This is a genomic window from Marinobacterium rhizophilum DSM 18822, from assembly GCF_000378045.1.
Lineage (GTDB): Bacteria > Pseudomonadota > Gammaproteobacteria > Pseudomonadales > Balneatricaceae > Marinobacterium_A > Marinobacterium_A rhizophilum.
The window spans coordinates 16277-43275 of sequence record NZ_KB899119.1; the positions used below are offsets into that span (position 1 = coordinate 16277).

At 59.2% G+C, this 26999-nt stretch carries 26 protein-coding genes; 8 read left to right on the top strand and 18 right to left on the bottom strand.

Annotated elements, in window-relative coordinates; genetic code table 11:
• Nucleotides 1-82 precede the first annotated feature (82 nt).
• The gene (locus F451_RS0122740; RefSeq protein WP_040880348.1) at nt 83-895 is read left to right on the top strand and encodes an inositol monophosphatase family protein; all 813 of its coding nucleotides are present in this window, start codon (nt 83-85) and stop codon (nt 893-895) included.
• 174 nt (nt 896-1069) lie between these two features.
• Here F451_RS0122740 and F451_RS0122745 read toward each other — a convergent pair whose 3' ends face one another.
• From F451_RS0122745 to F451_RS0122800, 12 genes are all read right to left on the bottom strand, one after another.
• Nucleotides 1070-2365 carry an adenylosuccinate synthase gene (locus F451_RS0122745; RefSeq protein WP_026291998.1) on the bottom strand — a complete coding sequence of 432 codons (1296 nt, stop codon included), beginning with the start codon at nt 2363-2365 and terminating at the stop codon, nt 1070-1072.
• A 41-nt stretch (nt 2366-2406) separates the two neighbouring features.
• Nucleotides 2407-3591 (bottom strand): ATP phosphoribosyltransferase regulatory subunit, encoded by a 1185-nt coding sequence (locus F451_RS0122750; protein ID WP_026291999.1) that lies wholly within the window; start codon nt 3589-3591, stop codon nt 2407-2409.
• A 32-nt stretch (nt 3592-3623) separates the two neighbouring features.
• On the bottom strand, nt 3624-3821 hold the full coding sequence (locus F451_RS0122755; RefSeq protein ID WP_026292000.1) for a DUF2065 domain-containing protein: 198 nt from the start codon (nt 3819-3821) through the stop codon (nt 3624-3626).
• 150 nt (nt 3822-3971) lie between these two features.
• Nucleotides 3972-4847 (bottom strand): protease modulator HflC, encoded by an 876-nt coding sequence (gene hflC / locus F451_RS0122760; RefSeq protein ID WP_026292001.1) that lies wholly within the window; start codon nt 4845-4847, stop codon nt 3972-3974.
• The gene (gene hflK, locus F451_RS0122765) at nt 4847-6040 is read right to left on the bottom strand and encodes an FtsH protease activity modulator HflK (RefSeq protein WP_020683732.1); all 1194 of its coding nucleotides are present in this window, start codon (nt 6038-6040) and stop codon (nt 4847-4849) included. Before hflK ends, hflC begins: the two co-directional genes overlap by 1 nt.
• An 84-nt stretch (nt 6041-6124) precedes the next feature.
• Nucleotides 6125-7423, bottom strand: a complete 1299-nt coding sequence (gene hflX / locus F451_RS0122770; RefSeq protein WP_020683733.1) for a ribosome rescue GTPase HflX — start codon at nt 7421-7423, stop codon at nt 6125-6127.
• 7 nt (nt 7424-7430) lie between these two features.
• Nucleotides 7431-7670 carry an RNA chaperone Hfq gene (hfq, locus tag F451_RS0122775; RefSeq protein ID WP_020683734.1) on the bottom strand — a complete coding sequence of 80 codons (240 nt, stop codon included), beginning with the start codon at nt 7668-7670 and terminating at the stop codon, nt 7431-7433.
• 121 nt (nt 7671-7791) lie between these two features.
• A complete protein-coding gene (miaA, locus tag F451_RS0122780) occupies nt 7792-8730 on the bottom strand; it encodes a tRNA (adenosine(37)-N6)-dimethylallyltransferase MiaA (protein WP_026292002.1) in 939 nt (312 codons plus the stop codon).
• A gap of 37 nt (nt 8731-8767) precedes the next feature.
• Nucleotides 8768-10699, bottom strand: a complete 1932-nt coding sequence (gene mutL, locus F451_RS0122785) for a DNA mismatch repair endonuclease MutL (protein ID WP_020683736.1) — start codon at nt 10697-10699, stop codon at nt 8768-8770.
• Nucleotides 10700-10774: 75 nt separating this feature from the next.
• Entirely contained in the window at nt 10775-12112 is a 1338-nt protein-coding gene (locus F451_RS0122790) for an N-acetylmuramoyl-L-alanine amidase (RefSeq protein WP_020683737.1), read from the bottom strand.
• Nucleotides 12113-12129: 17 nt separating this feature from the next.
• Nucleotides 12130-12621: a tRNA (adenosine(37)-N6)-threonylcarbamoyltransferase complex ATPase subunit type 1 TsaE gene (gene tsaE, locus F451_RS0122795; RefSeq protein WP_020683738.1), complete on the bottom strand. Its 492-nt coding sequence runs from the start codon at nt 12619-12621 to the stop codon at nt 12130-12132.
• Nucleotides 12622-12685: 64 nt separating this feature from the next.
• Entirely contained in the window at nt 12686-14206 is a 1521-nt protein-coding gene (locus F451_RS0122800; RefSeq protein ID WP_020683739.1) for an NAD(P)H-hydrate dehydratase, read from the bottom strand.
• Between the two features lie 57 nt (nt 14207-14263).
• Between F451_RS0122800 and queG the strand changes: the two genes are divergently transcribed.
• Entirely contained in the window at nt 14264-15451 is a 1188-nt protein-coding gene (gene queG, locus F451_RS26350) for a tRNA epoxyqueuosine(34) reductase QueG (protein ID WP_020683740.1), read from the top strand.
• A gap of 18 nt (nt 15452-15469) precedes the next feature.
• On the opposite strand, the gene orn is transcribed toward queG, so the two are convergent.
• Nucleotides 15470-16054: an oligoribonuclease gene (orn, locus tag F451_RS0122810; RefSeq protein WP_020683741.1), complete on the bottom strand. Its 585-nt coding sequence runs from the start codon at nt 16052-16054 to the stop codon at nt 15470-15472.
• A gap of 139 nt (nt 16055-16193) precedes the next feature.
• On the opposite strand from orn, the gene rsgA reads away from it, so the two are divergent.
• From rsgA to F451_RS0122840, 6 genes are all read left to right on the top strand, one after another.
• A complete protein-coding gene (gene rsgA, locus F451_RS0122815) occupies nt 16194-17228 on the top strand; it encodes a small ribosomal subunit biogenesis GTPase RsgA (protein WP_020683742.1) in 1035 nt (344 codons plus the stop codon).
• 14 nt (nt 17229-17242) lie between these two features.
• Nucleotides 17243-18886 (top strand): HDOD domain-containing protein, encoded by a 1644-nt coding sequence (locus F451_RS0122820; protein WP_020683743.1) that lies wholly within the window; start codon nt 17243-17245, stop codon nt 18884-18886.
• Nucleotides 18887-18952: 66 nt separating this feature from the next.
• Nucleotides 18953-19768, top strand: coding sequence for a sulfurtransferase (locus F451_RS0122825; RefSeq protein ID WP_020683744.1), 816 nt, complete (start codon nt 18953-18955; stop codon nt 19766-19768).
• Nucleotides 19769-19796: 28 nt separating this feature from the next.
• On the top strand, nt 19797-20687 hold the full coding sequence (gene asd, locus F451_RS0122830) for an archaetidylserine decarboxylase (RefSeq protein WP_020683745.1): 891 nt from the start codon (nt 19797-19799) through the stop codon (nt 20685-20687).
• Nucleotides 20680-21711 (top strand): CAF17-like 4Fe-4S cluster assembly/insertion protein YgfZ, encoded by a 1032-nt coding sequence (gene ygfZ, locus F451_RS0122835; RefSeq protein WP_020683746.1) that lies wholly within the window; start codon nt 20680-20682, stop codon nt 21709-21711. Before asd ends, ygfZ begins: the two co-directional genes overlap by 8 nt.
• A 580-nt stretch (nt 21712-22291) precedes the next feature.
• Nucleotides 22292-22501, top strand: a complete 210-nt coding sequence (locus F451_RS0122840; protein ID WP_156826601.1) for an RSP_7527 family protein — start codon at nt 22292-22294, stop codon at nt 22499-22501.
• 534 nt (nt 22502-23035) lie between these two features.
• Here F451_RS0122840 and F451_RS0122845 read toward each other — a convergent pair.
• The 5 genes from F451_RS0122845 to F451_RS0122870 all read right to left on the bottom strand — a co-directional run bounded on the left by F451_RS0122845 (nt 23036) and on the right by F451_RS0122870 (nt 26985).
• Nucleotides 23036-24028: a squalene/phytoene synthase family protein gene (locus tag F451_RS0122845; protein ID WP_020683748.1), complete on the bottom strand. Its 993-nt coding sequence runs from the start codon at nt 24026-24028 to the stop codon at nt 23036-23038.
• Between the two features lie 266 nt (nt 24029-24294).
• Nucleotides 24295-24609 (bottom strand): hypothetical protein, encoded by a 315-nt coding sequence (locus tag F451_RS0122850; protein WP_020683749.1) that lies wholly within the window; start codon nt 24607-24609, stop codon nt 24295-24297.
• A gap of 5 nt (nt 24610-24614) precedes the next feature.
• Nucleotides 24615-24989, bottom strand: coding sequence for a PH domain-containing protein (locus tag F451_RS0122855; protein WP_020683750.1), 375 nt, complete (start codon nt 24987-24989; stop codon nt 24615-24617).
• A gap of 185 nt (nt 24990-25174) precedes the next feature.
• On the bottom strand, nt 25175-25594 hold the full coding sequence (locus F451_RS0122865; protein ID WP_276202615.1) for an NINE protein: 420 nt from the start codon (nt 25592-25594) through the stop codon (nt 25175-25177).
• Nucleotides 25595-25626: 32 nt separating this feature from the next.
• Complete coding sequence (locus F451_RS0122870) at nt 25627-26985, bottom strand: sigma-54-dependent transcriptional regulator (RefSeq protein WP_020683753.1); 1359 nt, start codon at nt 26983-26985, stop codon at nt 25627-25629.
• Nucleotides 26986-26999: the final 14 nt, after the last annotated feature.

Genomic DNA, 26999 nt, shown 5'->3' on the forward strand with positions numbered 1-26999 from the left:
TTTTAGGTGAATTAGTGTTATTCCAGCGCCGCAGTTTTTGTATAATACCGGGTTTGGCTCGCTACATATTAGGTCCCTACTGATGCAACCGATGGTAAACATTGCCCTGCGCGCTGCGCGTCTTGCAGGAGAGCAAATCGCACGTGCCGTAGAGCGCCTTGATTTGATCAAATCCGAGCAGCAAGGTGTCGCCGAATTCCTGAAAGAGACCTGCGTGCAGGCCGAACGGACCATCGTGCACACGATCCAGAAGGCATACCCGAGCCACACCATTATCGGTGAATACTCGGGCGAACACGCTCCGCTGCAAGAAGGCCTGGCCTTCACCTGGAACATCAACCCGATCGACAGCATCACCAACTTCGCCAATGGCCTGCCCGTTTTTGCGATCAGCATGTCCGGTCACTGCAACAACAAGATCGAACACGCCGTTATCCTGAATCCAATGGCTGGTGAAGAGTTCACCGGCAGCCGCGGCTATGGTGCACACTTCAACGGCAAGCGGCTGCGCGTCAGCAACCGCAAAACCATCGAAGGCTCCCTGATCGGTACCGGATTCATAGGCCGCAACAGCGACAAGGCTTATCTGAACGAATTCCAGGAAATGTTCCGCAACATCATTCTGGCCGACGGCAAGACCTTTAACGGCGGCTCCCCTGCCCTGAACCTCGCGTACACCGCAGCAGGACGCCTGGATGGATTCTTCCAGATCGGCCTTCAACAGAACGAAATGGAGGCAGGCATCCTGCTGCTACAGGAAGCCGGCGGCCTGATCGGCGATTTCACCGGCGGCACCGGCTACCGCACCAGCGGCAACCTCGTCGCCGGCAACCCGAAGATGTTCAAAGCCCTGCTACAAAGCATTCGCCCAGCCCTGAGCGAAACTCTGAAGTAACGGCATTAGCAAGACACACAAAACCCGGCACTCGCCGGGTTTTTGCATTTTGGCGCTCCATGGAAGACCTTCAGCCCCAAGAACGGCTGAAACCAATCAATGCAGCCACACCCTCAAGCACCAGGCACAAAAAACCCGGCGAGCGCCGGGTTTTTATCAACCAGTCTGCAAAGCTCAGACTTCGTAGGGATCACGCAGCACTATGGTCTCAGCACGATCCGGACCGGTAGAAACGATATCCACAGGCGCCTCAATCAGCTGCTCCAGACGCTTAATGTAAGCGATGGCATTTGCCGGCAGCGCCTCGATAGACTGAGCCCCTACCGTCGACTCCTGCCAGCCTGGCATCTCTTCGTATACCGGCTCAACCTTCTCGTAATCTTCACTGCCACTGAGTGATTCAACCAGATTACCCTGCTGATCGCGATAGCCTGTGCAGATATTGATCGTTTCCAGACCATCCAGCACATCCAGCTTGGTCAAACAGATACCCGAAATCGAGTTGATCTGAATGGCATGCTTGAGCGCAACCGCATCAAACCAGCCGCAACGACGCGCACGCCCGGTGGTCGCTCCGAATTCATGCCCGCGCTCAGCCAGACGCCGACCGACATCACAACCCAGCTCAGTCGGGAAGGGACCGCCACCCACACGCGTGGTGTAAGCCTTGGTAATACCCAGGATGTAATCCAGGTACAGCGGACCAAAGCCGGAGCCAGTGGAAGTACCGCCGGCCGTGGTATTGGACGAGGTCACGAACGGATAAGTACCGTGGTCGATATCCAACAGCGACCCCTGCGCACCCTCAAACATGATGCTGGCACCCTGCTTGCGCAGACCGTGCAGGATCGAAGTCACATCCGCAACCATCGGACGCAGCTGATCACCCATCTCCAGCGCCTGCTGCAGAACGGTGTCATAATCGATCGGATCAACCTTGTAGTAATGCTCCAGCGCAAAGTTGTGATAGGCCATCACTTCCTTGAGCTTCACAGCAAAACGCTCGGGATGCATCAGATCATCCAGACGCAGACCGCGACGCGCGACCTTATCCTCGTACGCAGGACCAATACCGCGACCGGTCGTACCGATCTTGGATTCGCCACGCGCCAGTTCACGCGCCTGATCCAGCGCTACATGGTAAGGCAGAATCAACGGACAAGCCGGGCTCAGGCGCAGGCTGTCACGCACCTTCACACCCGCCTGCTCAAGACCAGCAATCTCCTTGAGCAGCGCTTCCGGCGACAGCACAACACCATTACCGATCAGGCATTGCACGCCTTCGCGCAGAATGCCAGACGGAATCAGGTGCAGAACCGTTTTCTTGCCATCAATAACCAGTGTATGGCCGGCGTTATGCCCACCCTGAAAGCGTGCTACCGCTGCAACTCGCTCGGTCAGCAGGTCGACGATCTTGCCTTTGCCTTCGTCGCCCCACTGCGTGCCCAAAACAACTACGTTTCTACCCATTGTTGTCTCTAGTGATGTTTAGCGTTAATCGAAAAATTCGCTTACAGGGCCGTCACGACCCAGATATCCCCTTGTTGCAGCAGCTGGCGATCACAACTGGACACATTGGCCAGCGGAACATCCGGCAACTGCTGCATAACGCGCTCTCCCTGAGCGCGCAGTTCACTTATTCGAGCCAGCAACGCCGGATCCTGACCTGCCGGTGCAAGAATGACACTGCCGCGAGCTTCAAACTCAGCGACCGCCAAATCTTCCAGGCATTTCAGATCCGCACTGAACCCTGTCGCCGGGCGCGCCCGGCCAAAATCACGACCAATCTCGTCGTAGCGACCGCCCTTGGCAATCGCCTGACCAAAACCTGCAGCATAGGCCGCAAACACAATACCCGTATGATAGTTGTAGCCACGCAACTCACCCAGATCAAAGTACAGCCGCACCCGGGGATAGCGCAGCCCAACCTGACGCGCAATATCTTCAAGATAAGCTACCGCATCCAGCACGGCCGCCGGCGCATCGGCAAACAGCTCACGCGCACGCACCAGCACTTCGGCACCGCCATGCAAACGCGGCAATTCAGTTAGCAGCGTCAGCATGTCCGCATCGAGATCCAGCTCGCCCAGAAAAGCCTTAATTTCCGGCAATGCCTTCAACTGCAGCTTTTCAAGGTACAGACTTTCCTCTGCCGCGCTCAGACCCGCACTCGCCATCAGGTTACGTACAATCCCGACATGCCCCAGATCCAGACTCAGCGGCGCCTCGATGCCAGACGCCAGCAGCGTCTCGATCATCAGACTGATAACCTCAACATCACTGTCGATGCCGGCATGCCCATAGATCTCGGCACCCACCTGCAGTGGATTACGCGACGCCAGCATGTTGGCAGGCCTTGTATGCAGCACCGAGCCGCAATAACACAAGCGACTCGCACCCTCATTGCGCATCCGGTGCGCATCGATACGCGCCACCTGAGGCGTTATGTCAGCCCTGATACCGAGCAAGTGCCCACTGACCTGATCCGTGAGCTTGAACGTCACAAGCTCCAGATCCCGCCCGACACCCGTGAGCAAGGACTCCAGATGCTCCATCAGCGGCGGCATCACAAGCTCATAACCCCAGCTGTCGTAGAGATCGAGCAGACGACGGCGCAATGCTTCTATCTGGCGCGCCCGTGGCGGCAATATGTCTTTTACGCCGTCCGGCAACAACCAGCGATCTGCCAATGCCATGCAGTACTCCAATGCAATCCCGGTAATCTGATTCAGTTGATCCAATACAGCAACGCGACACCGGACAGCATACTCAGCAGTCCGAACACTCGTAACGTTGCGTCATTGATCAGTGACAGCTGCTGCACCATTCGGCGCCAACGCTGCGGGTACAAAAAGGGCAACACACCTTCCAGAACGAGCATCAAACAGAAGCCGATCAACAGCTCTCGCCAAAACCCAGAAGACATAATCAGCCCCATCCGAAGCAATACTCTGCCTCAAAAACCGCAGCACACTGCCACAAAAAAACCGGGTCTTGGCCCGGTGTGCGGATTCTAGCACGGAACGGGTGCAAATTTGCACCCGTTCCGCTGTTTTACAGCCTCACCGGAACCAAATCAGGGTCCCGTCGGCTTGGACAGATACTTGAAGAAGTCGCTGTCAGGCTTGAGCAACAGGACATCCCCACCGTCTCCGCCAAACGACGCCTTGTAGGCCGTCAGACTGCGGTAGAACGAGTAGAACTCCGGATCCTGACTATATGCTCCGGCATACACACTGGCGGCGGATGCATCACCCTCACCGCGTGTTTCTTCCGCTTCACGATAGGCATTCGCCTTCACGACGGTAACCTGACGATCCGCATCGGCCCGAATACCCTCAGCCAGCTCCTTGCCTCGCGAGCGCAACTCACGCGCTTCACGCTCACGCTCGGTACGCATGCGCTGATACACCGACTCAGACACTTCAGGCGGCAGCTCCACACGCTTGACCCGCACATCAATGACATTGATGCCGAGCTCGTCCTGCGCGACCTGACTGAGCTGCTGAATCACCTCTGTCATCAGCTCCTCACGCTCGCCCGACACCACCTGGTTAAGCGTGCGCGCACCGAACTGGTTACGCAGCTCGTTCTCTACCCGGGTCGCCAGTACGTCACCGGCACGGAACTCGTCACCCGAGGTCGCCGTATAGTACTTGCCAACATCCTGGATACGCCACTTGATAAAGGCATCCACCACCAGACGCTTTTTCTCCAGCGTCAGGAAGGACTGCGGACGCGCATCGAGCGTCAGCAAACGGCCATCAAACTTGCGCACCACGTTGACGAAAGGCACTTTGAAGTGCAAACCGGGACTCACATCATTATTGACGATCTCACCGAAGCGCAGCAGTACAGCACGCTCGGTTTCACTGATGATGTAGACCGACTTGGACCCCACCATAAACACCAGCAACAACAGTACCAGTACAAGCATTGATCTAGGCTTCATTACCGGCCCTCCCGACGCGTAGTGGTACCCTGGCGTACACGCAGCTCATCAGCCACCTTGTCGGCCAGGTCCTTCAGACCCTGATCATCCAGGCGTACACCGCGATTCATCTCGCGACGCTCAGTGCTGTTCTGCATCAACTTATCCAGCGGCAGATACATCATGTTATTCCCACCCTCAACGTCGATCAGGACTTTCGGGTTGTTCTCCATCACAGACTGCATCATGTCCAGATACAGGCGCTCGCGCATGACCAGCGGAGCCTTGCGGTACTCCTGCAACAGCGCCACAAAACGCTTGGATTCACCATCCGCGCGGGCCAGCACTTCTTCACGATAGGCATTCGCCTCTTCGAGCATGCGCTGAGCTTCACCTCGCGCCTCAGGCACGATGCCGTTAGCGTAGGACTCGGCCTCGTTCTTGACGCGCTGCTCATCTTCACGCGCCTTGATCACGTCATCGAATGCGTCCTGCACCTGAGTCGGCGCCTGGGCGCTCTTGACGTTGATCTTGGAGATGCTCAGGCCCGTGGCATAGCTCTGCATGTAGGCCTGCAAACGGTCCAGCACGGAAAAGCCAAGCGCCTCACGACCTTCGGTCAGTAGCGAGTGCATTTCCGAGCTGCCGACCACCTGGCGCAGCGCAGATTCGGACGCATTCGCCAGACTGCCTTCCGGATCACGCACATTCAGGCGATATGCCTTGGGATCGATAATCAGGTACTGAACGGTCACATCGATATCAACAATGTTCTCGTCCTCGGTCAGCATGAGCGCACGATGATCGAGTGTACGCACCCGGGTCACGTTGACCTTGGTAACGTCATCAATCATCGGCGGGTTCCACTGCAGACCCGGATTAACCGTTTCGTAGTATTTACCCAGACGCAGCACCACGCCGCGCTCTTGCTGGTCGACGGTATAGAATCCCATACCCGCCCAACCCAGCACGATCACGACCAGCAACACCCAAAGAAAGCCGGAGCCGGATGACGCAGAACCGCCACCGCCGCCACCGCCGCCCGTATTTACTTTGCCGAAGATGCTATTCAGCTTGTCCTGCAGTTTGCGCAGAGCCTCATCGAGATCAGGCGGCCCCTGATCTCCACCACCTCGCGGCCCCCCGCGCTTGTCGCCATTCCAGGGATCATGGTTTTTACCGTCCCCATTCCCGCCGGGCTCATTCCAAGCCATAGTGCTCTCCGTTAGAAAACGCTTGATTCAACTCAAAAAATTGTAGATAGCCACAAAGGCCCACGCAAGCCTGAGTCAACTTTCTCAAGACGCAGCCTGCACCAGATAGGACTCAGATGGAATACCGAGTCGACTGAGCAGCCGCAACAAGTCTTTCTTCTGCAATCTGACTTCAACCTGTATCAGCCCGGAATCATCAACACTTTCACGCAACACCGCATTGAGTGCGTACAGTTGCGCCCGTAGCTGACCGGCACTGGCAGGCAAGCTCAATGTCTGATGAAAGATGTCATCTGACAAGCGCTCACTCATCGCCTGATACAGCAGCTCACACCCATCCCCCGTGACTGCGGACACCCATACACGCCAGGGCCTGCCTTCATCATCGCGATCAATGCGCGCTTCCTGTCCGTCCAGCATGTCGATCTTGTTGTAGACCTCAAGCACCGGCACTTCACTGGCACCGATTTCCTGCAGGACATGCTTCACCTGCTCGATATGCCCGCCGCGCTCATCGTCATAACAGTCAATGACATGTAACAACAGATCCGCTTCAGATGTTTCCTGCAGCGTTGCACGAAATGCCTCAACCAGCTTGTGCGGCAAGTGGCGGATAAACCCGACGGTATCAGCCAGGATAGCAGGCCCCACATCCGCCAGTTGAATCTTGCGCAACGTCGGATCAAGGGTCGCAAACAGCTGATCGGCCACGTAGACGCTGGACTCTGTCAGGCGATTAAACAGTGTCGACTTACCGGCGTTGGTATACCCCACCAGTGAAATCGTCGGTACTTCGGCACGCTGCCGTGCACGGCGCCCCTGATCACGCTGGCGGCGCACCCGGTCGAGCCGCTTGAGGATGCTTTTCATCCGCGCGCGCAGCAACCGACGGTCGGTCTCCAGCTGGGTCTCACCCGGGCCACGCAAACCGATCCCCCCCTTCTGACGCTCAAGGTGGGTCCAGCCGCGCACCAGGCGGGTCGACATGTGATCAAGCTGTGCCAGCTCGACCTGCAGCTTGCCTTCATGGGTACGGGCACGCTGAGCAAAGATATCCAGTATCAGGCCGGTTCGATCCAGCACGCGACACTTTATCTGCTGCTCAATGTTTCGCTCCTGGGCTGGCGACAGGGCATGATTGAAAATAACGATCTCTGCGTCATGCAGATTCACCAGTTCAATCAACTCTTCCAGCTTGCCACTGCCGACAAAGAATTTGGAACTCGGCTTGGCACGACTGCCGAGGAGAAACTCCACCGGATCCGCGCCTGCCGAGAGTGCGAGCTCTTCAAGCTCCTGGGGACTTTCAGCCTTGCTCTCGTCACCGAAATCGATGTGCACGAGAATGGCCTTCTCTCCAGACTTGGGTCGTTCAAAAAACAATATGACCTCAGTCCGGCTGTTTCTCGTCGGCCTGCGGCAGTTTCACCGGACGGGCAGGAACGACGGTAGATATCGCATGCTTGTAGACCATCTGGCTGACGGTATTTTTCAGCAGAATGACGAACTGATCGAAGGATTCGATCTGCCCCTGCAGTTTGATACCATTAACCAGAAAAATCGAGACCGGCACACGCTCCTTGCGCAGAACGTTTAGATAAGGGTCTTGTAAAGACTGCCCTTTTGACATTGCAAACTCCTTCCAGATAATCGTTATAGTTTATGCAGGCCAGGGCTCAATCGAAGTTCCCCTTCAAAGCCCCGCCTTCCGACCGCCATCCACACCCAAGAAATTGCGCGCCAGCCGAACATTATATAATGGCTGACTCCACTAATTTCAAGGCTTTAGACACCAACTGTCGATCATTCGTCTGTAACCAGTGCAGATCGTTCCAGCTCCGCAGCCAGGTAACCTGGCGTTTTGCCAGTTGTCGGGTCGCTACGATACCCTTGAACACCATGGTTTCATAGTCCCAGTGCCCGGCCAGATATTCCCATACTTGCCGGTACCCGACACAGCGTACCGACGGGTGCGACAAGTCCAGATCACCCCTCGACCAGAGCACGCGTTCGACTTCATCCACCAGCCCAAGTTCCAGCATAATGTGAAAACGTTGCTCAATGCGTCGATGCAGCTCCGCCCGCTCCGGCGGCATCACCGCAAATGAATGCACCTGATAAGGCAAAACGGTCTGTTCCTGCTCGCGCCACAGCTCGCTCATGGGCCGACCGCTCAACTCAAAAACCTCCAGCGCCCGCTGTACGCGCTGGGAGTCATTTGGCTTGAGGCGCGCAGCGGCCTGCGGATCAACCCGGGCAAGACGGCTGTGCATGGCGGGCCACCCCAGGCGCCGGGCTTCGTCTTCCAGCCGGGCCCGCACCGCGGGATCGGCTTCTGGCATATTGGCGAGCCCCTGCTGCAACGCATTGAAATACATCATGGTGCCACCCACCAGCAGCGGAATTCGACCCGCCGCAGTGATCGCGGCCATCTCGGCCAGCGCATCCTGACGGAACTCCGCCGCGGAATAGCTCTGCTCCGGACCTCGAATGTCTATCAGCCGATGCGGATAACGGCTCAGCTCTTCGGCGGTGGGCTTGGCGGTACCTATGTCCATACCGCGATAAATCAGGGCCGAATCCACACTGATAATATCGCAGGGCAGGCGATCACATAACTCCATGGCCAGGGCGGTCTTGCCGGCAGCCGTGGGCCCCATGAGGAAAATAGCCGGTGGCAGGCTATCCATTGAAACGGAACTTACTGTCTGACTCTGAGGCATTGACCTAGCGCCCCCGCAAGAACAGTTTGTCGAGCTCTGCCAGCGACAGCTGCGTCCAGGTCGGCCGACCATGGTTGCACTGACCGCTGCGCTCGGTAATTTCCATGTCCCGCAGCAGACCGTTCATCTCGGGAATACTCAGTTGCCGGTTGGCTCGCACAGCGCCATGACAGGCCATGGTCGCCAGCAGCTCGTTGATATGATTCTCAATACGCTGACTCTGGCCATACGTGATCATGTCGGACAGAACATCCCGAATCAGCTGTTCAATATTGCCGCGGGCCAGCGACACCGGCACCTGACGCACCACCAGGCTCTCGTCACCCATGCGGGACAACTCAAATCCCAGACGCTGAAACACGGCAGCCTGCTCCTCGGCACAATCGGCCTCGCTCTGACTTACTGCCATGCTCAACGGCACCAGTAGCGGCTGAGAGCGCACAACCTCCGTCTCATAGGCCTGCTTCATGCGCTCGTAAACGATACGCTCGTGAGCCGCGTGCATGTCGACCAGCACCAGCCCCTGCTCATTCTGGGCAAGTATGTAAATGCCGTGCAGATGGGCCAGCGCATAACCCAGCGGCGGCGCGACCTCGCCCTGCGCCTGAGCGTTCGCCAGCGCTTGCTGTGCCGCATCCTGCTCACTATTGGCCGGAACATGCAACGCACCGTAGCCACTGATCTGATCACGCACGACACTGGCCGATGGCCCGCGGTAGCCCCCACCCTGAAAAGCCGCGCCTTGAAAGCCGCCGCCCTGCTGCGTGGAGGGCGAGTGCGGCGCTCCAGCATCAGCTGACGGCCCCAGGGGCGCCTGACTGAGCGGCATGCGCCCCTGCTCAAAGCTCTGCCCACTCGCCCCCGGTGCACTCGCAGCCAACTGCCCGGCATCAGGCGACGTGCCGGCAGGCGGTACGGCCCCCTCGGGCCGCACATCGGCAATGACCCGATGCAGGGTACGGAAGATAAAGTCATGCACCAGCCGGCCTTCGCGAAAGCGCACCTCGTGCTTGGTGGGATGAACGTTCACGTCCACCAGCTTGGGGTCCAGCTCGAGATAGAGTACAAAGGCCGGATGACGGCCATGAAAGAGCACATCCTGATAGGCCTGGCGTACCGCGTGCGCCACGAGCTTGTCGCGGATAATGCGACCGTTTACAAAAAAGTACTGCAGGTCGGTCTGGCTGCGCGAAAAAGTCGGCAGGCCCATCCAGCCCCAGAGTCGCAGGCCACTGGCCTCGGCGGTCATGTCCAGCGACAGGGCCTGGTCGATGAACGCCGGACCACACACCGAGGATATGCGCCGCTCATGATCCTGCTCGGTGCGCGCGGGACGCAACTGATGAATCACACGGCCGTTGTGACGCAACTGAAACGCCACATCGGATCGGCTCAGGGCCAGTCGCTTGACCACCTCTTCAAGGTGCTTGAATTCCGTCTGCTCGGTGCGCATGAACTTGCGCCGTGCCGGTGTGTTGAAGAACAGGTCCCGCACCTCGACACAGGTTCCCTGCGGGTGCGCCGCCGGGCTCACCACCGGCTCCATGTCCCGCCCCTCGGTCTGCACCTGCCAGGCGGTGGATGCGTCACTGCGGCGCGATGTGAGCGTGAGACGGGAGACTGAACTGATACTGGCCAGCGCCTCGCCACGAAAGCCAAGACTGCTCACGGCTTCAAGATCCTCGAGTACCAGAATTTTGGAGGTCGCGTGACGACTGAGCGCCAGCGGCAGATCCTGCTCTTCGATGCCACCACCGTTATCCCGCAAGCGGATCAGCTTCATGCCGCCCTGCTCAACATCAATCTCGATCTGTGTGGCGCCGGCATCAAGGCTGTTTTCCAGCAACTCCTTGACCACGGAGGCGGGACGTTCGACCACTTCGCCGGCCGCTATCTGGTTCGCCAGACGCGGCGACAGCAACTGTATTCGTGACATAGATAAATGCATTACCGGTTAGGGAGCCTCTGGTCAGGCCGCAACAGGCCGCTGCGACCTGATCCTTGCAGCCCCTTAGCTTGACGGAATCTTGAGTACCTGGCCAATACGGATCTTGTCACTGGACAGGCCATTGGCGGCGCGCAGCGCCGAGAGGGAAACACCGTTACGTGCAGCGATCACCGACAGGGTATCGCCACGGGACACTTTATGCGTGCGGCCAGACAGGGCCGCCAGCTGACCGCCATTCTTGCGATGCGCCAGGTGAGTCATGGCCGGCGGCCGGTGCCAGAAGTAGTCCTTAATCCCCTCGGCAATCGCTGCAGCCATCTGGCTCTGATACTTGCGCGACTTGAGCTTGCGGGCTTCGTCCGGATTGGAAATAAAGCCCGTTTCCACCAGTATCGAGGGGATACCCGGAGACTTCAGCACCACGAAGCCCGCCTGCTCGACGAACGGCTTGTGCATGCGGGCAAACTTGCCGATGTTCTTGTGCACCCGGTCGGCCACCTGACGGCTGCCTTCCATGCTGAAGGTCATGGACATATCCAGCAGCACGCCGGCCAGAACCTCATCCTTGTCGTCCAGGCTAACCACGCCGCCAATGGCATCGGCGCTGTTTTCTTTCTGCGCCAGCCAGCGACCCACTTCACCGGTTGCCCCACGGTCTGAAATGACCCAGACGGAAGCCCCGTTGGCGCGGGAATCCTTGAATGCATCGGCGTGAATTGACACGAACAGATCGGCGTTATGCTCTCGCGCCAGCTTGGTACGCCCGCGCAGGCTGACATAGTAATCACTCTTGCGCACCATCACGGGCTTGTAGCCAGGCGTCGACTCCAGGCGCCGGTATACTTCCTTGGCGATGGCGATAACGACATCCTTTTCACGCAGGCCACCGGGCCCGAGGGCACCGGGGTCCTCACCGCCGTGACCGGCATCGATCGCCACCACGATATCACGCAGCACCAAAGGCGTGCCCGGCACCTGCGCCGGCTCTTTGATGATGGCAGGCGCAGGCGTATCAGCTTCGGTTTTCTGCAGGTCCAGCACCAGCCGGTGCCCATACTGAGCATTGGGCGCCAGCGTAAAGCTGCGAGGCTCTATCTTGCTGTTCAAATCCAGCACGATGCGCTGGGTTCCGTCGGCCTGGCGCGACTGTCGAATATTGCTGATCGGGCTGTTCTGTATACCCAGCCGATCGAGGTTGGCCTGCAGTCGCGAATCATCCATATCGACCACCAGCCGATCCGGGTTCTCCAGGCTGAAGATGTTGTGCTTCACCGGTCCCGAGAGGTCAAACACAAGGCGAGTATGATCCGGTGCCAGCCAGATGCGCACGTTCTTGATATCAGCCGCCATTACCGGAGTCGCCAGCAGCAGCACTGCCAGCAGCCCGAGAATCCCCTTCATCCTGCCCCTCAACCGCTTCACCCCTGTTTTGCGATCCGGTCATTGTTGGCTAACAATGACGCCAAAATCTGCTGTCCCCGCTGCGTCATGGCCTGAATTTCGATACAGCGCCCCGGCCCGTCAACCGAGATGCTCACCTGCAAATCGGGCAACGGCAGCCAACCCTCGCCCCGTTGCGGCCACTCGATCAGACAGAGGTCATCGTCCTCGAAGTAGTCCCTGATCCCCAGATACTCAAGCTCTTCAGGGTCTGCCAGACGGTACAGATCGAAATGATACAACCTGCGCCCCCCCAGATCATAGGGCTCCACCAAAGTATAGGTCGGACTCTTGACCGATCCATAATGCCCGTAGGCGCGCAAAACCCCGCGGCACAGGGTGGTTTTACCCATCCCCAGGTCTCCTTCGAGGAAAATCACCCCTCGCCCGGCACAGGCCCGCCCCAGCGCCTCGCCAAAGGCGACCATGGCATTTTCATCAGTGGCACCGTACACAAACCGCTCTGTCATATCATTGATTCGCTCTTAACCCGCCGGTTAGGCAACATGCCGCCTGAACCTGGCAAGGACATCGTTATTCGTGAAGCCCGCTTACCAGTGCCTGAATACAGGGCAGCAGGTCGGTGGGCAACAGGCCGCGCTCACCGTTTTGTGCGGCCTGCAAGTCGCCGGCGCGGGCATGCACGTACACGCCCAGACGCGCTGCATCAACTGGCTTGAGGCCCTGGGCCCAGAGACCACCGATAATTCCGGCAAGAACATCTCCCATGCCACCCACCGCCATCCCTGGGTTGCCGGCCGCACACAGATGCAGCGCATCGCCATCACAGCTCAGGCTGCCAGCACCCTTTAGCACCGCCACGCCGCCACAGCTTGCCTGCAATCGTTCAACCGAGACGAACCTGTCCTGATTGACCGTGGTGACATCATCCGACAGCAGGCGAGCAGCTTCGCCGGGATGCGGCGTCAGTATCCAATTGCCGCGACGCGCACCGCGCAGCCAGTTTTTTTCCGCCAGCAGGTTCAGGCCATCAGCATCCACCACCATTGGCTTTTCGCTCTGAAGCGCCTGCAGCAACATCTGGTCGCCCCATGCATTGCGCCCCAGCCCCGGCCCGATCACCAGAATGTCGGCCAGCTCCAGCAGCGGTTCAAGATCCTGGCCGGAACTCACCCCGCGCGCCATCAGCTCCGGCTGGCGGGCAAGCGCTGCCGAGACATATTCCGGCCGGGTCACCAGGGATACCAGGCCTGCGCCGCTGCGCAGTGCAGCCTGAGCCGCCATGATCGCCGCACCGCCAAAACCCAAGTCACCACCGATGACCATGACATGGCCCGAGTCTCCCTTGTGACTGCTGCGCCTGCGGGCACCAAGCGCCTGGGCGACATCCTCTGCCTGGGTGCGAAAGGCGCTGACCGGCACATCTTCATACACGGCCTCAGGCACCAGCAGACCGTCAAACTCCACCTGACCGGTATAGTCCACCGCCTGATGGGTGAAAAGCCCCTGTTTGAGACCAATAAAGGTGATGGTCACATCGGCCTGCACCGCAACGCCCAGCACGGCCCCCGTATCACTGCACAGGCCCGAAGGTATATCCACGGCCAGCACCGGCTGCGGGCTGCGATTGCAGTGCCGGATTGCGCGCTCAACCACACCGCGCACAGGCCCGGCCAGTCCGGTCCCGAGCATGGCATCCACCAGCACCTCACCACGCAGCTCGGTATCCGCGGCATAGCCATGCGCCTGCACTCCCAGCGCCTGACACCAGCGCCAGGCCTCCAGCGCCTCCCCCTGCAGCTTCTGCTCGAAGTCGTCGCCGCCAACGCAGAGCAGCTGCACCGCCAGGCCGCGCTGATGGGCCAGCCCCGCCACGACAAAGCCATCGCCACCATTATTGCCGCTACCGCAAAGTATGCTCAGCGACTTAATTGCGGGCCAGTGATGCAATAGCGTCGCAAAGGCAGCATGGCCGGCACGCTGCATCAGCTTGAATCCCGCCAGGCCGTATTGCTCAATGGCGGTCTGATCCAGCGCGCGACTTTGCTCCGCCGTGTATAATGTGGCCGGCAGTTCCGCTCTCATGACAGGCATAGGTATCTCCTTGAATTGGCCACATTATAAAGGATCGTCCGCAGGACGATACACGTCATGAACCGGCTTTCACCTGAACAGCTCAACCAACTGGCCCAGCAGATAAAAAAATGGGCGCAGGAGCTTGGTTTTCAGCAGTGCGGCATCACCGGCACCGACCTCTCGGCCGAAGGACCTCGGCTACAGGCCTGGCTGGACCAGGGGTATCAGGGTGACATGGGCTACCTGGAAAACCATTTCGATAAACGGCTGGATCCGTCGTTACTGGTACCGGGCACCCAGCGCATCATCTCCGTGCGCATGGATTATCTACCCCCTGAAACCCAGACGCTAAAAATCCTCAAGCAGCCCGACAAGGCTTACATCGCACGCTACACGCTGGGCCGCGATTACCATAAAACCCTGCGCAAGCGCCTGACCCGCCTCGGCCAGCGCATCGAAGCGGCATGCGAAAGCCTGGGCTATCGCGCTTTTGTCGACAGCGCCCCGGTGCTGGAGCGCCCGCTGGCCCGCGAAGCCGGCATTGGCTGGCAGGGCAAGCACAGCCTTATTCTGAACCGCGAAGCCGGCTCCTGGTTTCTGCTCGGCGAACTGTTCGTCGACCTGCCGCTGCCGGTGGATGCACCCTACACCGAGGATCACTGCGGCCGTTGCAGTGCCTGCATGGACGTCTGCCCGACCCAGGCCTTCCCCGCGCCCCACGTACTGGATGCCAGGCGCTGCATTTCGTACCTGACCATCGAATACAAAGGCAGTATCGACCCGCAGCTGCGCCCGCTGATGGGCAACCGCATCTTCGGCTGCGACGACTGCCAGCTGATCTGCCCCTGGAACCGTTTTGCCAGCCACAGTGACGAAACGGACTTCAAACCACGCCACCAGCTGGACGATATCGACCTGGCCGAACTGTTTAGCTGGGACGAGGCGCAGTTCCTGCAAAAAACCGAAGGCTCGGCGATCCGCCGCACCGGCTACGAGGGCTGGCTGCGCAACCTCGCCATCGCGCTGGGAAACAGTAACGGGGGTCCCCGGATCACTGCAGCCCTGCAGGCGCGCCGGTCCTATCCATCACCACTGGTACAGGAACACGTCGAATGGGCCCTGGCCCGGCTGCAGCAGCGCGGCGCTTCAGCCACCCCGGACACATCCCCGGACACCGACAATGCGCAGGACGCCAGCCCGCCAGCGGCCGGGCCGGCACACCCGATCCTGGCCCACCCCCGCGCCCGCAAGCTGCCTGACTGACGGGGGCTGCCGCCTTGCTCAGAGCTGGATGAAATGCTGGCGGTAATGGCTGAGCTCATTGATCGAGTCGCGGATATCATCCAGCGCCAGGTGCGACCCCTTCTTGGTGAGACTTTCCAGCACCTCGGGCTTCCAGCGCCTTGCCAGTTCCTTCAGGGTGCTGACGTCCAGATTGCGATAATGGAAAAAGGCCTCAAGCTCCGGCATGTACTTGTGCAGAAAGCGCCGATCCTGACCAATGCTGTTGCCACACATCGGCGAGGCGCCTTTATCCACATGCTGCTGCAGAAATGCCAGCGTCTGCAGCTCGGCGTCACGCTCACTGACCTTGCTTTCGCGCACCCGCTGCGTGAGACCGGACTGGCCATGCTGGCGCGTACACCATTCATCCATCGCCGCCAGAGCCGCATCGCTCTGATGCACCGCGAGACTCGGCCCCTCGGCAATCAGGTTCAGATTGGCATCGGTCACGATGGTGGCAATCTCGATAATGGTGTCATGATCAGGCTCAAGACCGGTCATTTCCAGGTCGATCCAGATCAGGTTGGTACTGCGTGATGTGCTGTCGGTAGGGGTGCTACCCGATTGATTGCTATTGCTCATGAGACGCCGCTCTCCCGCGCTGGCCACTACTAATTTGTTCCGGAATAGAATACCTTACGTCCTATCCGAATACCTACGAAAGCGCTGCACCCCTGGCCACGAATCCTTGTCCGTGCCGCATGGCGCAGCCAGGAGATTGATGTCAAAGCGTAAACTGACCCGTCGCCAGTCCTGGCGGGTAGAAAAGATTCAGCAGGAACGTACCGCCCGCGCGTCCAAACGTGACGACGTCGTAGACGAGCAGCTGGAAGGTGGCGAACTGGGCCAGGAACAGCACGGCCTGATCATTTCCCACTTCGGCCGCCAGGTGGACGTCGAAGGCCTGGATGGCGAGCAGGCCGGTATCATTACACGCTGCCACATGCGCACCAACCTTGGCCAGCTGGTCACCGGCGATCGCATTATCTGGCGCCCCGGCAAGGAAGGCGGCGTCGTGGTCGCACAACTGCCCCGCAAGACTGAACTGGTACGCCCCAACCCCCAGGGTGATCTGCGACCGGTGGCGGCCAACATCGACTTCATCGTCGTCACGATCGCGGTCGAACCGACCCCCTTTCCCAACCTGATCGATCGCTACCTGGTGGCATCGGAGCTGAGCGGTATCGAGCCTGTCATCCTGCTCAACAAGTCCGACCTGCTCACCGACGGCAACCGCGACGAACTGCTGACCATGCTGGAGAACTATCGGCGTATCGGCTATCAGGTTCTTACCACCTCGGCCAACGGCGATGACGCCCTGACGGAACTCAAGTCATTGCTCAACGACCGCGTCAGCGTTTTTGTCGGCCAGTCGGGCGTCGGCAAGTCCTCCCTGATCAACAGCCTGCTGCCGGGCGTAGATATCCGCGTGGGCGAACTGTCCGCCCAGACCCGCAAGGGCCGCCATACCACAACCACGGCACGCCTGTTCCATTTCCCCGACGGGGGCGACCTGATCGACTCCCCCGGTATTCGTGAATTCGGCCTCTGGCACCTTGAGCCGGAGCGGCTGATCGAAGGCTTTCGCGAATTTCACCCGTACCTCGGCCATTGCCGTTTCAGGGACTGCCGTCACGAGCAGGAGCCAGGCTGCGCCATCAAGGATGCGATCGAACAGAATGAGATCAGCGCCTCCAGAGTGCGCAGCTTTCAGCATATCCGCCAGACCTTGCTGGCACCTGACAGCAACCACTGACGGCAGGCCTTGCGATGCACGATCCGTCCAGCGACACCGCAGACAGCAGCCCGCAGGCCAATGCCACGCTGATGGGTACCGAGGCCTGGAGTGCCTACCTGGCAGAGCGGCCGCTGCCCACTCGCCTGTCCAGTCTGCAGCGTCTGAAGCGCGAAACGGCCTCGAATCGCGGCACCCTGATGAGCATCACAGCCATCATCAAGGCCGACCCGGTGCTGTGCATGCACGTGGTACGCCAGGCCCAGGCGCTGCATGCCAGCAAGGGATCGGATGTCACCGGTATCGACCACGCCATCGGCTCACTGGGCATGGAGCGCCTCGGGCTGCTGGCTAGCAACTGCGAGGCCCTGCGCCTGCATGCCAACCGCGGCGCGGAACTGCAGTATTTTCGCGCCATCGCCAACAGCCACCACGCTGCGACGCAGTGCGCCCAGTGGTTGCGGGCACGCCATGCCACCTACGCCGAAAAAGGCTGGGTCGCTGCCCTGTGCCATGGCATCGGCACCTGGTCACTCTGGCGCCATGCACCGCTGCACATGCACCGCATCCACTGTCGCATGCGTGACGCGGGGCTGGACCCGAGCGATGCACAGATAGAGACCCTCGGTTGCACCATTGAGCAGATTTCGCTGGGCCTGGCCCGTGCCTGGCAAATGCCACCGCTCGTTATCGCGGCGCTGGATAACGAAACCTCGCCTTCGCGCCACACACTCGACAAGCTGCACCAGCGCAGCCTGAGTGATCCGCGCCTCAACAAGGATGATTTGCGCAGCCTCAGCCACCTGCTGCAGCAGCACTTTTTCCCGGTCAAGCTGGCCTGCTGGCTAACCGAAATCACCGAACAGGGCTGGCGCACCACCCGGGCGCTGGGCATGTACGATATCGTCAACGACTATCTCGGCAAGGAATTACCGGAAACCACTGCACTGATCCACCAGAACTGCGCGCTGTCAGCCCAGCAATATCATGTACCTGGCACCCTGGCGCCGGCCGCAGAAATGCTTTTCCTGGTCTCGGACTGCAAGCACGACAAGACCCTTGGCGCGCAGGAATTGCAGCGGTATCGGGCGGAATGCCCGCACCCCCCGCCACTGCCAACACCGCCTCCTGCCAAAAGCACGCCCAAGGCGACCTTTGCCGATGCGCAGGCCTTCCAGCAGATCAGCACGCGCCTGCTGCAGGGTTACAACCTGTATACCCGCCCCGGCCATATCCTGCAGGGGTTGCTCCTCGGGCTCTCCCAGGGACTGGGCCTGAAGCGACTTGCATTGCAGGTTGTGCGCCCAGGACAACAGCTCAAGACCGCCCAGGTCATCGGCATTGAAGACAATGATCCCATTACCCGGCTGGAAGCGGACCTCGACAGCTCAGTGCTGCTGAAACAACTCTGTGCCCGTCCAAGCTGTATCTGGCTCAGCGCCAGCACACGCCCACGCCTGCTGTCCATGCTGCCCACATCTTATCGGCAGGCACTGGGTGGCCAAGATAGCCTGCTGATGGCCATTTTCACCCAGGGCAAGCCTGTGGCGCTGGTCTATGGCGACCTCGGCAGCCCGACGGCCACGCTGGAAAGCTTTCACCGCGACCAGTTCCGCGCACTCTGCACGGCGGCAAGCCACGCACTGGACCGCATGCTGGGACCCGGGCCAAATATGTAACCCCGGCATGTAAAATTCGCACGAAACCTATATGATCGCCAATCCCCAGCGTTTACGGAGGCTCAGATGACCCCGCTCCCACTCGTGATCGATGCATCCCAACTGGCGTCAAACCTGGACGATCCCGCTCTGCTGATTCTCGATCTGTCCAAAGCCGAGACTTACCAGCAGGGACACATACCCCATGCCATCAATGTAGACCCGGCCCTGCTGCTGTGCGGTACAGCACCGGTACCCAACAAGCTGCCCAGCGCCGAACAGCTCAGTGCGCTGTTCTCCAGCCTGGGCCTGACCCCCGAGCGTCACGTGGTGGTCTACGACGACCAAATGGGCGCCCTGGCCGGTCGCATGATCTGGACGCTGCACTGCGTTGGTCACACACGGGCATCCTTTCTCAACGGGCACCTGAACGCCTGGACACAATCGGGTCTCGCGCTCGAGCAAAGCCCCAACAGGCCCACACCCAGCCATTTCGAGGCGACGATCGACCGCTCCCTGGTCGCCGATGTCCAGACCATACTGGCGCACCTCGGTGATGCGGACCTGCGCATCTGGGATGCACGCACGGAAGCGGAATACCGCGGCGAAAAAGTTGTCAATGCAAAAAAGGGCGGCCATATTCCCGGCGCGCGCTGGCTCGAGTGGACCGACTGCCTGATCAGCCCCACCGATACCCGCCTGCGCCCGAATGACGAACTGCTGGCGACCCTGCGTAGTCGTGGCATCACGCCGGAGCACAGTGTGATTACCCACTGCCAGACCCATCGTCGTTCCGGCCTGACCTATCTGGTGGCAAAACACCTGGGCTTTGAGCAGGTACGCTGCTACGACGGTTCCTGGTTCGAGTGGGGCAACCGGGACGACACCCCGACAGAATCCTGAGATTTTTTCCTATAAGGACGTTTCAACGTTGAAAGACAAGCTGTTTATCCTGTTGCAACACCTGCTGCCCCAGCACCTGCTGTCGCGCCTGACCGGCGCCCTGGCGGAATGTCGCATACCCTGGGTCAAAAATACCTTTATTGGCTGGTTCGCAAAGCGCTATGGCGTCAACATGTACGAGGCCCAGGTCGAAGACCTGCGTGCCTACCCCAACTTCAATGCCTTCTTCACACGCGCCCTCAAGCCAGAGGCCCGCTCAATGGATACGACGCCTGGCGGCATCATCAGCCCGGCTGATGGCGCCATCAGCCAGCTCGGCGCCATCGATCACGGCCGTATTTTTCAGGCCAAGGGGCGCGGCTATGGCCTCAGCACCCTGCTCGGCGGTGACATGGCGATGGCCGAGGCCTTTAAAAATGGCCAGTTCGCCACCATCTATTTAGCACCCAAGGATTATCACCGGGTCCATATGCCCATAGCCGGAACGCTGCGTGAAACCCTGTACATTCCCGGCGACCTGTACTCGGTTAACCAGACGACGGCGGCCAATGTCGATCAGCTGTTCGCCCGTAACGAGCGCCTGGTGGCCATTTTCGACACCGAGGCCGGTCCCATGGCCATGATCCTGGTAGGCGCCATGATCGTAGCCGGCATCGAGACCGTCTGGGGCGGCCAGGTTGCACCGATGCTCAAAAAGCCCGTGCACACCCGCTTTGATGCCCAGCCGGCCGCCGATATCCGGCTTGAACAGGGCGCGGAAATGGGCCGTTTCAAGCTGGGTTCCACTGTGGTCCTGCTGTTCGGCCCTGACGTCATGCAGTGGAGCGAAACACTGGCCGCCGAACACGGCTTGCGCCTGGGTCAGCAGATCGGCACCAGAATCACGCCGACACAACAAGAGACAGAAGCAGATGAGTGAATGGCTGGATAAAATAAGCGCCCTGGGCGCCACTCTGAATGACAGCGGCGATCGTATCCTGCATGTCGCAGACCGGGAATCGGACACGAGGCTCACGCCCCTGGTTCACCAGGGCGTATTCAGCGTGCTGGGCCCCGATGCCGAAAAATTTTTGCAGGGGCAACTGAGCTGCGACCTGAGGGATGTCCGCACTGTGGGCAGCCGTCTTGGCGCACACTGCAATATCAAGGGCCACATGGCCAGCCTGCTGCGGGTCATGCGTGTGCAGGATGGCTTCTGGCTGCGCGGCCAGCGCGATCTGCTGCCAGACGCGCAGGCGCTGCTGAAAAAATACATGCTGTTCTCCAAGGCCCAGTCCGCCGACCTGAGTGATGAAGTGGTAGGGCTGGGCTGTAGCGGCCCGGGCGCGGCCGTACTGGTTGAAAAAGTGCTGGGACAGGTACCGAGCGAAGTCGATGGCGTCTATGCCAGTGAAGGCATACTCGCGGTGCGCGTGCCCGGCAAGCGGTTCGAAATCTGGTTGCCCAAAGACCAGGCGCTGACACTGCTGCCCGAGCTGATCGAATTCGCCCCGCTGGGTACCACCGATGGCTGGGAGCTGGAGGAAATCCGCGCCGCTATTCCAGACCTGCGCAACGAAACGGTCGAAGGCTTTATCCCGCAGATGACAAACCTGCAGGCCCTGCACGGCGTCAGCTTTACCAAAGGCTGCTATACCGGACAGGAAATCATTACCCGGCTGCAACACCGTGGCCAGCTGAAGCGTCCGATGTACCGTGCAACCGTCAGCAGCGACAGCCGCCCGGCGCCCGGTACCGCGCTCTATAGTGCCGACAAGGACAATGTCGGTAAGGTCGTTCTGGCCGCGCCTGCTGACGACGGCCAGTTCGAGTTGCTGGCCGTGATCGTCAAAGATCTGGCCGAGAGCACCCCGATCCTGCTTGGCAGCCAGCACGGCCCCGCCCTGAGCCTGCAGGACCTGCCCTACGAGCTGGACCCCGAGCTATTCCAGAGCAAACGCTAAGGAATACTTGCCCGGCGTTAAGCCTGTCTGGCCTGGCCGATCATCGTGATAGAAAGGCTGGTTTGCACGTTCAATCGCTCCCGGCGATTGAACGTGGCAGTTCCCGAGCCGAGTAACGCTTAGCCCGACAGGCCGCGACCCGGCCAGGCACAGGCACAGGCACCGGCACAGGCACCGGTGAATAATGCACGCCGGCCGACAAGCCCCGCTCTGCCCTGCCTTAAATTGCCTTGCTGCCCTCAAGCCTACTTTTACTCCTGCACCGGCCCATGCTCCTGCAACGGCCAACCTCGCCTGCGCGGTCCCTGTTTCACGGTGAAACCTGCCCCCACCCATTATTTCCAGCCTGTCTATTTCCCGCCCGTCCTCGCTGTCTCTACGAGGGCTTGTCGCCTTGCGGCTAAGCCACTTTGATGATTAAAAAGCACCTTTTCTGCTTCAGGACATCAACATAGCTAGGATTATTCAAATTTTAATGAGTTATTCTCATCTTTTTGGTTAATAGTTGTCGTTTGTTGCAGTGCGGAAAACCACCTATTATGGCCCCATACAAAGACACACACCTCTCAGGAGAAACACAATGAGCCGCAACACTAAAGCTCCAAGCATGGTTGAACTAATGGATCGCCTTGACCTGTCCAGCATGAACGAAGCCGAAATCATTCGCCTGCGCGCCGAAGCTGCCCGCGCGGAATACATTTCTGAATGCATGCACAGCCTGTTCAGCAAGATCAAGGCGCTGTTCAGCACCAGCAAGACCACTGCAGGACATAAAGTGAGCCACGCCTGACGGCAAGGCTCACCCGCCTTCGCGCTAAAATGTACAAAGCGGCTTAGGCACGGCAACACCCAGCGACAAATTAAGCAAAAGACTCACCAAGAGCTTCAGCAGAAGTTCCAGCAATACCCGCCGTGGCGCCTGCCACTGCGCTCCATGCCGATCGCGGCATTCAAGACCGGCACTTCATGCCAGCGCAGCAATACCCCTGGATCGATACAACCCAAAGCAGGCGTGAGCGTCTCCCATGCTGCTTCGAGGCCCCGATTGACAACCTCTGCCAGCACGAGCGGTACTGATGATCTGTTCTGACTGCATCAGCAACATCTCCTCGGCCCAAACTTGAACACACCTATCCAGCGCAACCAGGTTCACAATAATCCAATTCACAGCAGTAAAGCTCAAAGCGGCATGAGCGTTACGCGTAGGCGGGTGCGCCGGAAGTAGCGGATACGGGAATGTTTAGGGGATAAGATGGGGGATGTTCTGGTCACGTGCGGGCCGCTCGAACAGTCCCTGCCGAGTAAGTCGCACGACAGGAAGCGCCTAGGCGCGCAGGTATTTGCGCAAAAATGCCACGTTGCGCCTGAAATACGCATCCAGAATAAAGTCGAAACGTGAAAACGCCATGACAAAGAAGAATATGAAGCGCACGCGTTTGCGGGAAATTTTCACCTTTTCACGATGACCGAAAGCAGTGCGCTCCTTGTTGATCTGCTTCAGCGTCGCAACGGCAAAGAACAACGGCAACAGGCAAAAACCCCGCACGGTACGCTCCTTCCTGGGAATGTATCGTACGTACTCAAATGAATCGACAATATAATCCAGACAGCGGCGCGACATTTCCCGCAACGGAGTTTCCACGTCCATACCGTCACGCAGACAGGAATCGGGCCAGAAAACGATGCCGCGCTCGTTATCGGTTGAGTAGTCATTGATGATATTGACGTACTGCAGAGCCAGGCCAAACGCCACGGCATTTTTCTGCAGTTGTGCCAGCGCCGCAGGCGGAATATCCATTTCCTCCGAGAAAACCGCAGTCAGGAGTTCGCCGACGACACCAGCCACATAGTAGCAATAGTCGTCCAGTTGACTGAAGTTTTCGATTGTCTCCCGACGCCCCTCCAGTTTGGTACAGTACAGCAGCATGCCATCGACCATGATGTAGACGTGCTTTTTTAATATGGCGCGAATACTCGCAGGGAACGCCGCATATACATCGAGCAACGACTCGAAATTGAGCGCCAGTTCACGCTCGTCGTCACTGCTGTGCAGTGAGGCAACAAACGCGTTCCATCCCGTTACCGGGACGCCGCTGCTCAACGAATGCTTGAAAAGCACGAACCCACGATCCTTGGCATCCACCGACAAAACCGGGTCATCTTCAATAGTGTCGGCGATGCGGCATAACAGGTAGGCCACGCAGACATAATCTTTAATCGGGTTTCGCAGCGCGACGGTATTGACGTAAAAACTGCGTGAAACCTTCCTAAGTGACTGATAGCAAAAGTCGTGCGCCGGTGAATTATTGTTTTTCATAGTACAGCGAAGAAAACCTCTGAGTAAGCCAAAACACATCTCTGCGCGGCTTCCAATATTACCTGCAGATCACAGCGACAGTGCGCCGTGTGTCACTTGTATCCGTGCACAAACCCATTTATGCAGGCCGACCGAGTCTACCCGCTTCAACAATGGGTGTCCAAAAAGGCCGAGCAAAGAGGCTGCTCTTAAAGCGATCGAAGAGAGGTGCGCAGCAGCGCCGAAGGTGGAAACAGATTAAGCGACCAGGAAGGTCGCCTGGCAGACTAGAAAACCCAGGCGAGCATGAGCCAGATAATCACAAAGAAGCTGAAGAAACCCGCCAGCATGAACTGGATCTCCCCAATAAAACCATCACCTGCGGCAATGGCGAACACCACCATCAGGGCGATGGTGACGAAAAACGAGATAACCGCCGCATCCTTCAGACCCAGCCCGGGTTCCAGGCTGACACGGCTGATTTCCGCCAGCTGGGGCAACAGCAACACCGCCGCCCCCACCAGCAAGACCAGGAGCACAACAATGGCCAGGGCTACCGTCCTGGCCTCGCGCCGGTCTTTGACATCAGTATTCCTGGACATGGATCTCAGGCTTCCTGCCGATTCTTGATCAGTTCGCGCAGGCGGTGCGGATCCGGCAGACCCGCCACTTCCATTTCGGCTTCATCGCCGGCGGTATAGATAGCAATTTTGCCGACACCAAAAATGCGGTTGAAAAACGACTGGTAGACATTCACCGAGCGCACGCTGTCCAGGTCCAGCTCCGTGCGGTCCTTGCTCAGCAAGCCGCGCTCCAGCACCAGGTCATTCCCCACCAGTTCAAGCTGGGTGGATTTGCACTTGAGGTACCAGGCCAGCAGGATGATGATACCGACCCCGACCGGAATCAGCAGTATCGACAACAGAAAGCCCAGCGGATTGTTTTTGAACATCGCCGGATGTTCTGAATACTTGACGTCCATCAGGTCTCTTTCCCCATTACAGCGGCCAGGCCCCGTGCCCAACCGTACGCGCAGCTTCGCAAATACGCAGCAGCGAATCAACGCTCACCCGGTCATCCGGCTGAGCAAGTGACAGATTGTCCACGCAAACCACTGAATCCACCATGAATCAGTGAAAAGTAACGCCAGGCTGCAAGGCCTGAACGTCAGTTGGCACCGGCTGCCGGTGCCTGGCCGTTAATCTCGCTGACCTGGTCGTTAAGGGTCCAGAAATCGTAGATCACGCCGATCAGAAACACGCCGCCGGTCAGCAGGTAGAGCAGGCCGCTGAGCCACTTGCCCATGTAAAAGCGATGCACCCCGAAAATGCCAAGAAAGGTCAGCAGGATCCAGGCGATATTGTAGTTGGTGTCACCGTCGCGGTAACGGATGTCGGCACTGCGATCCAGGGACGGAATCAGGAACAGGTCCACAATCCAGCCGATCAGAAACAGACCCAGGGTAAAGAAATACAGCGTGCCGCTAACGGGACGACCGAAGTAAAACCGATGCGCCCCCATAAAACCCAGAATCCAGAGTATGTAGCCCATCAGCTTGCTGTGACTATTGGTCGTTATTGCACTCACGATGTTATCCCCGTGTAGCCTTCGGCTGGTTGTTAAAGTCCGTAGCGCTCTATTTTCTTCAGCAATCCCTGGCGAGACAACCCCAGCGTGGCCGCCGCATGGGTGCGGTTATCATCATGACGGTGCAGCGCATCACGAATCAGCCGAATCTCGAGCGCCCGTACCTGCTCATCCAGCGGCGCATCCGAGGCCGGTATCGATGCGCCCGCCTGCTGTACACCGGGGTGCAGCAGCGCCACATCGTCCAGTGTCACCCGCCCGCCGCGGCTCAGCGCACAAATGCTTTCCAGCGTATTACGCAGCTCCCGCACATTGCCTGGCCAGGATCTGCGCATCAGCCAGTCGAGCACCGCCGGATCAAGCAGCAGCTGCGCAGCACCGCTATCGCTGGCCTGCTGCTGCAGGAAAGACCGCACCAGCAGCGGCACATCCTCGGCACGCTCGTTCAGCGGCCGGGTTTCGATGGTGACCCCCTTGATACGGTAATACAGGTCTTCGCGAAACTCGCCCCGTGATACCCTGTCGGGCAGGTTGGCATTGGTAGCCGAAATCACCCGCACATTGATCTGCTGCAGTACGCGCCCGCCCACCGGGTAAAAGGTCCCCTCCTGCAGCACACGCAGCAGCTTGACCTGCATGGGGAGCGGCATCTCGCCAATCTCATCCAGGAACAGCGAACCGCCATCGGCCAGTTTCAGCAAGCCATCGCGGTCACGGTCCGCGCCGGTAAAGGCTCCGCGCACATGGCCAAACAGTTCGCTTTCGAGCAGGTCCGCCGGAATGGCTCCGCAGTGCACCGATATGAAGGGGCCGCTGGCGCGCAGACTCAGATCATGCAGTGCCCGCGAGATGACCTCCTTGCCGGTACCCGAGGGCCCGGTCACCAGTACCCTTGCATCGGTAGGTGCAATGCGCTCCACCAGCGCTCGAATCGCGGTCATCGACGGCGAACTGCCGATCAGCCGAGCCAGCGGCGTCGCCTTGCGCGGAGCCTGCTTGAGCTGCTGTAACTCGCGACTGAGCTGGTGTTTGGTCACCGCCCTTTTGACCACCACCGCCAGCATCTCGGGGTCCAGCGGCTTGGCGAGGAAATCCCAGGCGCCTTGCTGGATCGCCTCCAGCGCCAGCGTCCTGTCGGCATGACCGGTCATGATGATCACCGGCCGGTCGGCAAATTCCGGCAAGGCCGCCAGTGTGTGGGCCGGATCAAACTGCGGCGGCAATGACAGATCCAGCAGCAGCAGGTCCGGGTCGAAGGACCGCAGCAGGGTACGGGCATCATCCAGGCTCGCGCCTCCGCGCACCTCGTATCCGCCATTGCTTAGCCACTGTTCGCACAGCGAACGAAATGCAGGCTCGTCATCAATCAGCAGGATGCGAGGTTTGTTCATGGCCAGCTCCGGTT

Excerpts from the sequence above, each read along its gene's own strand:
- F451_RS0122740 (WP_040880348.1), top strand. The coding sequence starts at position 83 with ATGCAACCGATGGTAAACATTGCCCTGCGCGCTGCGCGTCTTGCAGGA.
- F451_RS0122745 (WP_026291998.1), bottom strand. The coding sequence starts at position 2,365 with ATGGGTAGAAACGTAGTTGTTTTGGGCACGCAGTGGGGCGACGAAGGC.
- F451_RS0122750 (WP_026291999.1), bottom strand. The coding sequence starts at position 3,591 with ATGGCATTGGCAGATCGCTGGTTGTTGCCGGACGGCGTAAAAGACATA.
- F451_RS0122755 (WP_026292000.1), bottom strand. The coding sequence starts at position 3,821 with ATGTCTTCTGGGTTTTGGCGAGAGCTGTTGATCGGCTTCTGTTTGATG.
- hflC (WP_026292001.1), bottom strand. The coding sequence starts at position 4,847 with ATGAAGCCTAGATCAATGCTTGTACTGGTACTGTTGTTGCTGGTGTTT.
- hflK (WP_020683732.1), bottom strand. The coding sequence starts at position 6,040 with ATGGCTTGGAATGAGCCCGGCGGGAATGGGGACGGTAAAAACCATGAT.
- hfq (WP_020683734.1), bottom strand. The coding sequence starts at position 7,670 with ATGTCAAAAGGGCAGTCTTTACAAGACCCTTATCTAAACGTTCTGCGC.
- miaA (WP_026292002.1), bottom strand. The coding sequence starts at position 8,730 with ATGGATAGCCTGCCACCGGCTATTTTCCTCATGGGGCCCACGGCTGCC.
- mutL (WP_020683736.1), bottom strand. The coding sequence starts at position 10,699 with ATGTCACGAATACAGTTGCTGTCGCCGCGTCTGGCGAACCAGATAGCG.
- F451_RS0122790 (WP_020683737.1), bottom strand. The coding sequence starts at position 12,112 with ATGAAGGGGATTCTCGGGCTGCTGGCAGTGCTGCTGCTGGCGACTCCG.
- tsaE (WP_020683738.1), bottom strand. The coding sequence starts at position 12,621 with ATGACAGAGCGGTTTGTGTACGGTGCCACTGATGAAAATGCCATGGTC.
- F451_RS0122800 (WP_020683739.1), bottom strand. The coding sequence starts at position 14,206 with ATGCCTGTCATGAGAGCGGAACTGCCGGCCACATTATACACGGCGGAG.
- queG (WP_020683740.1), top strand. The coding sequence starts at position 14,264 with ATGAACCGGCTTTCACCTGAACAGCTCAACCAACTGGCCCAGCAGATA.
- orn (WP_020683741.1), bottom strand. The coding sequence starts at position 16,054 with ATGAGCAATAGCAATCAATCGGGTAGCACCCCTACCGACAGCACATCA.
- rsgA (WP_020683742.1), top strand. The coding sequence starts at position 16,194 with ATGTCAAAGCGTAAACTGACCCGTCGCCAGTCCTGGCGGGTAGAAAAG.
- F451_RS0122820 (WP_020683743.1), top strand. The coding sequence starts at position 17,243 with ATGCACGATCCGTCCAGCGACACCGCAGACAGCAGCCCGCAGGCCAAT.
- F451_RS0122825 (WP_020683744.1), top strand. The coding sequence starts at position 18,953 with ATGACCCCGCTCCCACTCGTGATCGATGCATCCCAACTGGCGTCAAAC.
- ygfZ (WP_020683746.1), top strand. The coding sequence starts at position 20,680 with ATGAGTGAATGGCTGGATAAAATAAGCGCCCTGGGCGCCACTCTGAAT.
- F451_RS0122840 (WP_156826601.1), top strand. The coding sequence starts at position 22,292 with ATGAGCCGCAACACTAAAGCTCCAAGCATGGTTGAACTAATGGATCGC.
- F451_RS0122845 (WP_020683748.1), bottom strand. The coding sequence starts at position 24,028 with ATGAAAAACAATAATTCACCGGCGCACGACTTTTGCTATCAGTCACTT.
- F451_RS0122850 (WP_020683749.1), bottom strand. The coding sequence starts at position 24,609 with ATGTCCAGGAATACTGATGTCAAAGACCGGCGCGAGGCCAGGACGGTA.
- F451_RS0122855 (WP_020683750.1), bottom strand. The coding sequence starts at position 24,989 with ATGGACGTCAAGTATTCAGAACATCCGGCGATGTTCAAAAACAATCCG.
- F451_RS0122870 (WP_020683753.1), bottom strand. The coding sequence starts at position 26,985 with ATGAACAAACCTCGCATCCTGCTGATTGATGACGAGCCTGCATTTCGT.